The organism is Nocardia sp. NPDC058633 (genome assembly GCF_042717045.1).
GTDB lineage: Bacteria > Actinomycetota > Actinomycetes > Mycobacteriales > Mycobacteriaceae > Nocardia.
In genome coordinates this window covers 1-11,379 of the sequence record NZ_JBHXRA010000039.1, presented here as the reverse complement: position 1 = coordinate 11,379, position 11,379 = coordinate 1, and the positions used below count along the sequence as shown (strand labels likewise).

Annotated in this window: 10 protein-coding genes; 6 read left to right on the top strand and 4 right to left on the bottom strand. The window is 66.5% G+C overall.

What is annotated here, in order from left to right; genetic code table 11:
* Nucleotides 1-174 precede the first annotated feature (174 nt).
* A complete protein-coding gene (gene leuA, locus ACFWUR_RS29525) occupies nt 175-1,971 on the bottom strand; it encodes a 2-isopropylmalate synthase (RefSeq protein ID WP_378911208.1) in 1,797 nt (598 codons plus the stop codon).
* A gap of 297 nt (nt 1,972-2,268) precedes the next feature.
* On the opposite strand from leuA, the gene ACFWUR_RS29520 reads away from it, so the two are divergent.
* The 3 genes from ACFWUR_RS29520 to ACFWUR_RS29510 all read left to right on the top strand — a co-directional run bounded on the left by ACFWUR_RS29520 (nt 2,269) and on the right by ACFWUR_RS29510 (nt 5,718).
* Complete coding sequence (locus tag ACFWUR_RS29520) at nt 2,269-3,036, top strand: sulfite exporter TauE/SafE family protein (protein WP_378911207.1); 768 nt, start codon at nt 2,269-2,271, stop codon at nt 3,034-3,036.
* Nucleotides 3,037-3,156: 120 nt separating this feature from the next.
* Nucleotides 3,157-4,767 carry a GMC oxidoreductase gene (locus ACFWUR_RS29515; RefSeq protein WP_378911206.1) on the top strand — a complete coding sequence of 537 codons (1,611 nt, stop codon included), beginning with the start codon at nt 3,157-3,159 and terminating at the stop codon, nt 4,765-4,767.
* 117 nt (nt 4,768-4,884) lie between these two features.
* Complete coding sequence (locus ACFWUR_RS29510; RefSeq protein WP_378911205.1) at nt 4,885-5,718, top strand: ion transporter; 834 nt, start codon at nt 4,885-4,887, stop codon at nt 5,716-5,718.
* On the opposite strand, the gene ACFWUR_RS29505 is transcribed toward ACFWUR_RS29510, so the two are convergent.
* From ACFWUR_RS29505 to ACFWUR_RS29495, 3 genes are all read right to left on the bottom strand, one after another.
* Nucleotides 5,705-6,907, bottom strand: a complete 1,203-nt coding sequence (locus ACFWUR_RS29505) for a low temperature requirement protein A (protein ID WP_378911204.1) — start codon at nt 6,905-6,907, stop codon at nt 5,705-5,707. The two genes, ACFWUR_RS29510 and ACFWUR_RS29505, sit on opposite strands and share 14 nt — an antisense overlap.
* Before the next feature lie 46 nt (nt 6,908-6,953).
* Nucleotides 6,954-7,412, bottom strand: coding sequence for an SRPBCC family protein (locus ACFWUR_RS29500; RefSeq protein ID WP_378911203.1), 459 nt, complete (start codon nt 7,410-7,412; stop codon nt 6,954-6,956).
* Nucleotides 7,413-7,510: 98 nt separating this feature from the next.
* On the bottom strand, nt 7,511-8,083 hold the full coding sequence (locus ACFWUR_RS29495; protein ID WP_378911202.1) for a TetR/AcrR family transcriptional regulator: 573 nt from the start codon (nt 8,081-8,083) through the stop codon (nt 7,511-7,513).
* Between the two features lie 71 nt (nt 8,084-8,154).
* Here ACFWUR_RS29495 and ACFWUR_RS29490 point away from each other — a divergent pair, with 71 nt between their 5' ends.
* The 3 genes from ACFWUR_RS29490 to ACFWUR_RS29480 all read left to right on the top strand — a co-directional run bounded on the left by ACFWUR_RS29490 (nt 8,155) and on the right by ACFWUR_RS29480 (nt 11,166).
* The gene (locus ACFWUR_RS29490) at nt 8,155-8,727 is read left to right on the top strand and encodes a dihydrofolate reductase family protein (protein ID WP_378911200.1); all 573 of its coding nucleotides are present in this window, start codon (nt 8,155-8,157) and stop codon (nt 8,725-8,727) included.
* 135 nt (nt 8,728-8,862) lie between these two features.
* Nucleotides 8,863-10,128, top strand: a complete 1,266-nt coding sequence (locus ACFWUR_RS29485; RefSeq protein ID WP_378911198.1) for an aspartate kinase — start codon at nt 8,863-8,865, stop codon at nt 10,126-10,128.
* A gap of 3 nt (nt 10,129-10,131) precedes the next feature.
* Entirely contained in the window at nt 10,132-11,166 is a 1,035-nt protein-coding gene (locus ACFWUR_RS29480) for an aspartate-semialdehyde dehydrogenase (protein WP_378911197.1), read from the top strand.
* Nucleotides 11,167-11,379: the final 213 nt, after the last annotated feature.

Here is an 11,379-nt window from a genome sequence, read left to right as displayed (position 1 = left end):
TGCTTGCTCCTTCGTCGCCTACGCAACGGCGGCTGACCGGCGACCCGGCCGCGGACCGCCCACTTCGTGGCCGATCCCTCCTCGGGGTCGGGATGTGTGGGCTGGGAGTGCGGTCATGGCGGAGCTCGGTGTGGCCGGGTTGGTGCACGGGCCCGACCACACCGGGTGTTCGACCTATTGCGCGGCGCGGTTCACGGCCGAGACGACCGCGCGCAGCGAGGCGGTCGTGATCGAGGTGGCGATGCCGACGCCCCACACGACCTTGTCACCGATCGCGACCTCGACGTAGGCGGCGGCCTGCGCGTCGTCGCCGGCGGACATCGCGTGTTCGCTGTAATCGAGCACGCGCACGTCGAAGCCGACGGTCGCGATCGCGTCGACGAACGCGGCGAGCGGGCCGTTGCCGGAGCCGCTGATCTCCTGCTCGACTCCCTCGACCTTCACGGTCGCCACGATCGAGTCGACGCCGCCGTCGGTCTCGGCGGCGGTGACCTTCTGCTTGATCCGCTCGAGCGGCAGGAGCGGGTTCAGGTACTCGGTGGCGAAGACGTCCCACATCTCCTTGGGCGTCACCTCGCCGCCCTCACCGTCGGTGATCGCCTGGATCGCCTGCGAGAACTCGATCTGCAGACGACGCGGCAGCACCAGCCCGTGATCGGTCTTCATGATGTAGGCCACGCCGCCCTTGCCGGACTGCGAGTTCACCCGGATGACGGCCTCGTAGGTGCGGCCGACGTCCTTCGGGTCGATCGGCAGGTACGGGACCTCCCAGACGATGTCGGACACGTCGGCGCCCTGCGCGTCGGCGGCGGCCTTCATCGCGTCCAGGCCCTTGTTGATGGCGTCCTGGTGACTGCCGGAGAACGCGGTGTAGACCAGGTCGCCGCCGTAGGGGTGGCGTTCGGCGACGGCCAGCTGGTTGCAGTACTCCACCGTGCGACGGACCTCGTCGATATCGGAGAAGTTGATCTGCGGGTCGATCCCGCGCGAGAACATGTTCATGCCCAGGGTCACCAGGCAGACATTGCCGGTGCGCTCACCGTTGCCGAACAGGCAGCCCTCGATGCGGTCGGCACCGGCCTGGTAGCCCAGCTCGGCCGCCGCGACGGCGGTGCCACGGTCGTTGTGCGGGTGCAGCGACAGCACGATCGAATCGCGGCGGGCCAGGTGGCGGTGCATCCACTCGATCGAGTCGGCGTACACGTTCGGCGTGGCCATCTCGACGGTCGCGGGCAGGTTGATGATCAGCGGCTTCTCGGGAGTCGGCGCGATGATCGCGGAGACCGCGTCGCAGACCTCACGGGCGTAATCCAGCTCGGTGCCGGTGTAGGACTCCGGGCTGTACTCGTAGCGCCACTCGGTGTCGGGGTAGCGCTTCTCGATCTCCAGGCACAGCGTCGCGGCATCGGTGGCGATCTTCTTCACCGCGTCGCGCTCGGCGCGGAACACCACGCGGCGCTGCAGGATCGAGGTGGAGTTGTAGAAGTGCACGATCACGTTCGGTGCGCCCGCGCAGGCCTCGAAGGTGCGCTCGATCAGCTCGGGGCGGCACTGGGTGAGCACCTGGATGGTGACGTCGGCGGGGACAGCACCGTCTTCGATGATCTCGCGGACGAAATCGAAATCGGTCTGGCTCGCGGCCGGGAAACCGACCTCGATCTCCTTGTAGCCCATCCGCACCAGCAGGTCGAACATGCGGCGCTTGCGGGCCGGGCTCATCGGGTCGATGAGGGCCTGGTTGCCGTCACGCAGGTCGACGGCACACCACGCGGGCGCGCGATCGATGATCTTGTCCGGCCAGGTGCGGTCGGGCACCGTGATCGGCTCGACCTCTTCGGCGAAGGGGCGATACCGGAACGACGGCATCGAGGAGTTCTTCTGGGTGTTCCAGGCGGGCTGGTCGGCCGGTGCGGGTTTGCCGGGGGCCGAAATGGTGCGCGATGCGGATACGAATGCGTCAGCCGAGGACATGCAAGTTTCTCCGTGGGTGTGATGGATTCCCTGAATGGGAGCGGGTCGACCGGCGCGTTGGAACCCCGCGACGGGAGCCGGTCCGTATCAGGACCCGTCGCGGCGGCCGAGAAGAAGAGCCCGCTGCAGCATGATCCTGCGAGCTTACCGCGTACCCGAGCCCGCTTGTAGTCGGCCTGGGCAAATCGGTGAATCAAGTCCATTGTCCGGCGCTCACCGGTTGACCAGTACGGTTTCCCCGAGAACGCACGCTTGTACGGACCCGCGCGTCCGACGAGACGTACCGAAGGAATTCGAATGACTTGGTTGCAGCAGGTGGCCATCTTCGCCGCGGGTATCGCGGCGGGAGGCATCAATACGATCGTCGGATCGGGCACGCTCATCACCTTCCCCGCACTGCTCGCGTTCGGGTTGCCGCCGGTGACGGCGAATGTGTCGAACACGATCGGACTCGTTCCCGGATCGGTGAGCGGGGTGGTCGGGTATCGGCGCGAACTGCGGGGACAGCGGTCGCGACTGTTGCGGTTGGGCACCGCGTCGCTGCTCGGCGGCATCACCGGCGCGATCCTGCTGCTGACGATGCCGAAGGAGGCGTTCAAGGCCATCGTCCCCGTCCTCATCATCGCGGCGCTGATCCTCGTTGTCGTCCAGCCACGGCTGGCCGCGTGGGTGAAGAAGCGCCGGGAGGGCGGCGACACGGCGGCCCCGGAACACGGTGGCCCGATCCTGCTGGTCGCGGTGTTCGCCACCGGCATCTACGGCGGGTATTTCGGAGCGGCGCAGGGAGTGCTGCTGATCGGTCTGCTCGGGGTGTTCGTACACGACGACATCCAGCGCCTCAACGGTGTGAAGAACGTCCTCGCCCTGATCGTGAACGGGGTGTCGGCGCTGATCTTCATCGTGATCGCCGAGGTGGATTGGCAGGTGGTCGCGCTGATCGCGGTCGGCTCGATCATCGGCGGGCAGTTGGGCGCGAAGGTGGGCCGGAAATTGCCGCCGAATGTGCTGCGAGGGGTGATCGTGGTGGTCGGCACGATCGCGGTGGTACGCCTGCTCACCAGCTGAGTTCGCGCCTGCCGTCACGGCCACGTCGTGAGATGCGACAAATGTCGGTGCTACCGGGCGATTAGTCGTGTTTGCGGGGTATTCTTCGCGTCGGCCATGCGTGATGAGGGAGGTGGCCTGGTGCACAGACGTGCCTTTTTCAAGGCGGCGGGACTGGCGGCGGTCGCCGGTGCCGTGGGAACGACGCTGACGAGCGCGCCCGCTTCGGCGGATCCGCGCGAGGCGATGTTCCAGTCCTGGGTACCGGAGATCTTCGCGCCGATCCCCGACGCGCCCGCGCACACCCCCGCCATCGTGATCGGCTCCGGTTTCGGCGCCGCCGTGACCGCGCTGCGCCTGGCCGAGGCCGGAATCGCCAATACCGTGCTCGAGCGTGGGTCGCACTGGCCCAACGACCCATGGCGGGAGATCTTCACCGGCGACGACCTGCCCGACGGTCGTGGGTTCTGGCATCGCACCAGCTTCACCGGTGTCACCAAGGTGCCGATGAGTTTCAGCGCGTTCGGCGGGGTGCTGGACGTGACCGAGTATCCCGGTATCGATGTGTGGCGGGCCGCCGCGGTGGGTGGCGGATCGGTGATCTTCACCGGGGCGATGGTGGCGCCCGAGCGCAGGCTGTTCGACCAGGTCTTCGGTGGCGTCGTCGACTACGGCGAGCTGGAACGCGTGTATTTCCCCCGGGTGCGCCAGATGCTGCGCCTGGACACGATGCCCGCCGACATCTACCAGTCCTCGCCGTTCGCGCACTCGCGCGCCTGGGACGACCAGGTGCGTGCGGCCGGCTATCAGCCGCTGCCCAACGATTCGATCTTCACCTGGGATGTGCTGCGCAGCGAGCTGGCGGGCACCTCGCGTGCCTCGGCCACCTCGGCCCGCTCCAACCTCGGCAACTCCAACGGCGCGAAATTCGATCTGAACCAGAACTACCTGCGCTACGCCCGCGCCACCGGCAGGTCCCAGGTGTTCGCCGGCCATCGCGTGGACGCCATCGCGCAGGAGGCGAGCGGCAAGTTCGTGGTCGCCGTGTCGAAGCTGGCCCCGACCGGTCAGGTGCTGAGCACCCGCAACCTCACCTGCGACAAACTGTTCCTCGGCGCCGGCTCCGTCGGCACCTCCGAGCTGCTGGTCCGCGCCCAGGCCACCGGCGCCCTGCCCAACCTCAACGAGCACATCGGCGCCGGCTTCGGCACCAACGGTGACGTGGTGCTGGCCCGCGGCGCGAGCTCTCTCGCAGGCCACGGCCAAGGCGTGCCGAGCGCCAGCCGGATCCACGACGAATCCAGCGTGCCGCTCACCCTGGAGAACTGGTACATCCCCGGCATCCCGTTCGAGACCGGCGCGCTGGCCTCGCTCGGCATGGTCCTCGACCCGACCCGCGCCCGATTCGGATACGACGCGGCGACGGGCGGCGTCGGCCTGAACTGGTCGGCGAGCACCCAGAACGCGGTCGCCGGGGCGGCCCGCGCGGTCGACCACCGGATCGCCGAACGCGCCGGAGCAGTCGCCGAATACGGTGCGCTCGGCTACGACGCCAACGCCCAGTTCACCGCGCACCCGCTCGGCGGCGCGGTTCTCGGCAAGGCCACCGACGCCTTCGGACGCGTCCACGGACACCCCGGCCTCTACGTGATGGACGGTGCCGCGATCCCCGGCAGCACCGCGACGGTCAACCCGTCGCTGACCATCACCGCACTGGCGGAACGCAATATCGAGGCCGTCCTACGCGGCTGAACACGCCACCGACCGGCGTTCGCAACTCCCCTCGCGGCACCGGTCGACCAATTAGCGTGGGCTGGGATGTCCAGGCCGACCTACGCGGCGCCGACCGCCAGATATTCAGGAGCAACAGTGGCTTCACCGGGGATCGAGCGGGTCGAGGCCCTGCCGGACGTGCGCTCGAAAACGCCGACGCTGCGCACCGACATCGTCATGCTGATCCTCGCGATCATCTCGGTGGTACTGGTCGTGTGGATCACCTTCTTCGACGTCAGCGGCTCGACCTATCACACGATCGTCATCGTCGACACGTCGATCTGCGCGATCTTCGCGGTCGAGTTCGGGTGGCGCTGGCGGCGGGCGGGCTGGCCGTGGTCGTTCCCGTTCATCTACTGGTACGAAGTCCTCGGCATGATCCCGGTGACCAGCCCGCTGTTCCGCGGATTCCGGCTGCTGCGCATCGTGGTGATCCTGATCCGCCTCGGCCGGGTCGCCGATCGGGCGCTGGGGGAGCGGGTCACCGCGACCATCGTCAACCGGTTCGTCGGCACGATCGTCGACGTGATCAAGCGCCCGATGACGATCGCGATCCTCGACGAGGTCTCCAAGGTCCTGCGCGCCGGCCACTACACCCAGAACATCGCCGCCGCGCTGGAGGAGAACCACGCCGAGGTCGACCAGCTGATCATGGACCTGATCAAGAACGACCCACAGACCGGCAAGCTGCGCTACGTGCCGTTCCACGACGACATCATCCGGCTGGTCGCCGACACGGTCTACCGCATGCTGCGTCAGCTGCTCGACGACCCGCGCACCGACGAACTCGTCGCCGACATGCTGCGCGAGAACCTCGACCAGATCAACGACGCGGTGCGCGCCGGGGTGAAAGTCCCGCCCTCACACCGTGGGGCGACGCCCGCCGAGCACGGCGTGCGCCACCACGTCGGTCAGATCAAGCGTGTCTGATCTGGTCACGCGGCTGGGCGAATCGCAGGGTCTCGAAGATCACCAGCGCGGCCAGCAGCGCGCACAGCAGGGTGAGCGAGGCGAGCGCGGGCAGGTGCGCGGCGAACGGGATGAGCGCGAACAGCAACACGGCCACCGCGAGACGTTCGGCCGACAGTGACTTGGTCGCGTAGAACTTCGCGAAGGTGATGCCGAGCAGGAACAGCGCGGGGCCTCCGTAGAGCGCGCCGAGCGGGATGCCGTACAGCGGGTCGGTGAGCGTGTGATGCGACGAGTCGCCGACGTAGTACAGCACCTTCTTCAATCCGAGCGAGAGCCCGATGATGCCGACGATCATCGGAAAATGCCCGTACATGTAGGTGTTCTGGGCGATCTTGATCTGCCGCGCGTCCTTGGCGTGGGCGAACGCGTGCTCGATCGAGATCGCGGCGACATCGAAGTACAGCCACCACAGCAGACCCGAGACGGCCAAGCCGAGCATGGAACCGACCGCGATCGGCCACGAGATGGGCAACCCGGCCACACCGATGCCGATCGAGACAATGGATTCGCCCAGCGCCACGATGATGATGAGTCCGTAGCGTTCGGAGTAGTGCTTGGCCGAGTTGAGCCGCCAGTCGGTGCCCGCCGCCCAGGTCCACAGCATGTCCCCGACGATCGCGGCGAGCCACAGCAGGATCTGGGTGAGGCCGGTCGTCATCGCGGCGACGACCAGCAGCGTGGTGCCGACGGTGATCGAGCCGAGCGCCCAGCGCAGCAATTGATTGCGCAGCTGCGAATCCCCCGCGCTGATCGTCCAGAACACCGTGACGTGCACCAGTCGCACGATCAGATAGGCCACCGCGAAGACCAGCGGACCGAACCAACCACCGGGTAGATCGGTGAAGGCCTCGGGAATGGTGAGCGCGGCCAGGAACGCGCCGCCCATCGCGACGAACATCGCGACCCGCGTGATGCCCTCGTCGGCCCGCACCACATTGCCCAGCCACGAATACGCGATCCACAGCCACCACATCAGGGCCAATACCAGTGTCGCCCGGAGCATGTTCGCCGCGGTCGCCTCGTCGGCGGCCAGCGCGGTGACCATCGTGAACGCGAAGACGATCACCAGGTCGAAGTACAGCTCGAGCTGGGTCACCGAGTTGTCCTCGGACACAGGCTGGAACCGGGCCCGTCGATTTCCGATCATGCGGCTATCGTCGCACCCCCGGCCACGATTCGCGCGCGGCGTGGGGTCAGCCGACCGCGTAGCCCCCGACCTCGGGGTACCGCTCGGCGAAGTCGATGAAGTTCGCGACCGTCTCGTCGTGCAGCTTGCGCAGCGAGCGGTTGAAAAGGATGCCCGGGATAGGGAGTGGAAGGGAGAGTTCCACGTGGTAGTCGACCTCGGTGCCCTCGGGGGTGTCGACCAGCTCTATCCAGCCGCCGCCCTTGGAACCACGACTGCTGTCGACGACGCGCCATGACGACCGGTAGGGCTCCCAGGAGTATTCGAGCACCTGGGCATCGGAGTTACCCATGAAGTGGGCGGTGGCGAAGACTCGTCGTGGCCTGCCCTCTGCGTCGCGTGGACCGACCCGGACATCGCTGAGCGAGGTCGACCACTCCGACATCAGGTCGACGGCCAGTAGTGCGTCCATCACTTGGTCGATCTCGGCGTCAACGGTGAATCGGATGTCGATCTTCGAGCGCATCTTTGTCTATCCTCCGAACCCCCGCAGCTTTCGCGCCCGATTGTGCACAGTCGTACTAGTGATCGTCAACACGTCTATGGTCTGGACAAATGACCGGGTCAGCTGCTTATCACACGTTCGACGGCCGTTTCGATCAGTGCCATGCTCTGTTGCTCGGTGAAGATGGCGGGCAGGGTGAGGTGTTCGACGATGAGCCAGTTGAGCGCCAGATAGAGCAGCAGTACCGACTCCGCGTCGCCGGGCAGGCCGGATGCCAGATGGTTGCGCACGTTGAAATCGAGGTCGGCGCGCACGCGTTCGGTGAGCACTTCGCGAAGTTCCGGGCGCCGGGTGGCCTCGAGGCGAAGTTCCAGTAGCGCGAGGTAGGCCTTGCGATGCGATTCGAGGCGGCCGACCACCTCTTTCATCAGGGCGGTGATGTTGGCGATGTCCTTCGGGCCGTCGCTGACCAGAGCCATCGTCTCCTCGCTCGGCTGCACCACCTCATAGAAGCGGACGCCCGCCTGGGTGAGCAGTTCGTCGCGATTGGCGAAGTAGTTCGACGCCGTGCCCGCGGGGACCCCCGCCTGCTTGTCCACCGCGCGGAAAGTGAGGCCACGAGCCCCTTCGTCTGCCAGGACCTCGATGGCCGCGTCGAGTAGGGCTTGTCGTCGTTCGGGGTTAGTTCGCACTTGACACCACTCCATCCGTAGTACTACGTTGAAACCACTTCAAACAGAGTACAACAACTGAGGCGGTACCCATGCGAAAGCTTGTCTACTACATCGGCGTCTCCCTCGACGGCTACATCGCAGGCCCCGGCGGCGAGGTCGATTTCTATCCGGTCGGCCCCGAATACGCCGCGGACCTCGGCACCGAATTCCCCGAAGCCATCCCCACGCATCTGCGCCCGCACATCGGCATGGACGTAAATACGCCCAACAAGAACTGGGACACCGTGCTGATGGGCCGCGCCACCTACGAACCAGGGCTCGCCGCGGGCGCACCGAGCCCCTTCGCCCACCTGAAGCAGTACGTCTTCTCCCGCTCCCTGCAACAGCAGCATCCCGACGTCGAGATCGTCTCCGGCGACGCGGTGGAATTCGTGCGCGAACTCAAGGGCCAGGACGGTGCCGACATCTGGCTGTGCGGCGGCGGCAGCCTCGCCGGCCAGCTCATCGACGAGATCGACCAGCTGATCGTCAAGAGCTATCCGGTCATCGCGGGCGACGGGGTCTCGGTGTTCGACGGCGTCTTCAAACCGACACGTTTCACCCCTGTCCGGCGCAGGGAATTCGCCACCGGCACGCAGGTCACCTGGTTCGATCGGGGCTGAATCCGGTGGTCAGCCACAGGTGACAAGCCTGTGTCGTTTTCCACAAGCAGGGTAGGTAGCAGCGAAACCGGTGGCCCGAGGCCGGTACTCTTGGTCGCTGATACCAATCTGACACTCGATCGTGAAGGACCTGCTGTGGCTCTCGTAGTTCAGAAGTACGGAGGATCCTCGGTGGCTACCGCCGAGCGGATCCGGCGCGTCGCTGAACGGATCGTGGAGACGAAGAAGCAGGGGCACGACGTAGTAGTCGTGTGCTCGGCCATGGGTGACACCACCGATGAACTCCTCGATCTCGCGGAGCAGGTGGCCCCCGCGCCGCCCGCTCGCGAGATGGACATGCTGCTCACTTCGGGCGAGCGCATCTCGAATGCCTTGGTGGCCATGGCTATTCACACCCTCGGTGCCGAGGCGCGCTCGTTCACCGGTTCGCAGGCCGGCGTGATCACCACCGGCGCGCACGGCAACGCCAAGATCATCGACGTGACGCCGGGCCGCCTGCAGGAAGCGCTCGACGAGGGCCAGATCGTGCTGGTCGCGGGCTTCCAGGGCGTGAGCCAGGACAGCAAAGACGTCACCACGCTGGGCCGCGGTGGTTCCGACACCACCGCCGTAGCTCTGGCCGCGGCGTTGAAGGCCGATGTCTGCGAGATCTACACCGACGTCGACGGCATCTTCTCCGCCGACCCGCGCATCGTGCCCGACGCCCAGAAACTCGACAAGATCTCCTACGAGGAGATGCTCGAGATGGCGGCCTGTGGGTCGAAGGTGCTCATGCTGCGCTGCGTCGAATACGCGCGCCGCTACAACGTTCCCGTTCATGTTCGGTCGTCCTACACCGACAAGATCGGCACCACTGTTTTCGGATCGATGGAGGACATTCCCGTGGAGCAGGCAATCCTGACCGGCGTCGCACACGACCGCAGCGAGGCCAAGGTGACCGTCGTCGCCCTGCCCGACGAGCCGGGCTACGCGGCCAAGGTGTTCCGCGCGGTGGCCGACGCCGAGATCAACATCGACATGGTGCTGCAGAACATCTCCAAGGTCGACACCGGCAAGACCGACATCACCTTCACCTGCCCCAAGACCGACCTGGTCCGCGCCGTGCAGAAGCTCACCGAGCGTCAGGCCGAGATCGGCTTCGCCGAGATCCTCTCCGACGATCACATCGGCAAGGTGTCCCTGGTCGGTGCGGGCATGAAGTCGCACCCCGGCGTCACCGCCACCTTCTGTGAGGCGCTGGCCAACGCCGGCGTCAACATCGATCTGATCTCCACCTCGGAGATCCGGATCTCGGTGCTGGTGCGTGATACGGAACTGGATGAAGCGGTCCAGGTGTTGCACAAGGCATTCGATCTCGGCGGCGAAGAAGCCGCTGTCGTCCACGGCGGAACGGGGCGTTAAGCAATGGGTGTACGTGTAGGTGTTGTCGGTGCGACCGGTCAGGTCGGCACCGTCATGCGCAAGCTGCTCGAAGAGCGCAACTTCCCGGCCGATGAGGTGCGGTTCTTCGCCTCCGCTCGGTCCGCGGGCAAGACGCTGCCGTGGCGCGGCGGTGAGATCGTCGTCGAGGACACCGAGACCGCCGACCCCACAGGTCTCGATATCGCGCTGTTCTCGGCCGGTGCCACCATGTCGCGTGTGCAGGCCCCGCGATTCGCCGCGGCCGGCGTCACCGTGATCGACAATTCCTCGGCCTGGCGCAAGGACCCCGATGTGCCGCTGGTGGTGTCGGAGGTCAACCCCGAGGCCACCCGCAACCTGCCCAAGGGCATCATCGCGAACCCGAACTGCACCACGATGGCCGCGATGCCGGTGCTCAAGCCGCTGCACGATGTGGCCGGGCTGCAGCGCCTGATCGTGTCTTCGTACCAGGCTGTTTCGGGTTCCGGGCTGGCCGGCGTCGAAGAGCTCGCCTCGCAGATCCGCGCGGTGGCCGCCGACGCGGAGAAGCTGGTGCACGACGGTTCGGCCGTGGAGTTCCCCGCGCCGAACAAGTACGTCGCGCCGATCGGTTTCAACGTGATCCCGCTGGCCGGTGCCCTGGTCGACGACGGCTCCTTCGAGACCGACGAAGATCAGAAGCTGCGCAACGAGAGCCGCAAGATCCTGGGCCTGCCCGACCTGCTGGTGAGCGGTACCTGCGTGCGGGTTCCGGTCCTCACCGGACACTCGCTGTCGATCAATGCCGAATTCGCCGAACCGATTTCGGTGCAGCAGGCTCAGGAACTGCTGGCCAAGGCGGCGGGCGTGCGGCTGGTCGACGTGCCGACTCCGTTGGCTGCCGCGGGTCAGGACGATTCGCTCGTCGGGCGGATCCGCCAGGATCCGGGTGTGCCGAGTGGGCGCGGTCTCGCGCTGTTCATCTCGGGTGACAATCTGCGCAAGGGAGCCGCGCTGAACACGATTCAGATCGCGGAAGTTCTGCTCGAGAACCGTTGAGTCGGTAGTCCTGGATGTGGGGCTGAGCCCCGGGGTTCGGTAGTGCTGGATCCCGGGGTTCGGTTGTGCTGGATGTATGGCAAAGCCCCGGCGTTTGGTAGTCCCAGGCAGGTTTGAGGCTGTGTTTTTGGCGCGCTGGCGCGCGCGTGTCCGCGGCCCTGAGGGGCCGCCGGTCAGGCGCCGTTGCTTGCTCCTTCGTCGCCTACGCAACGG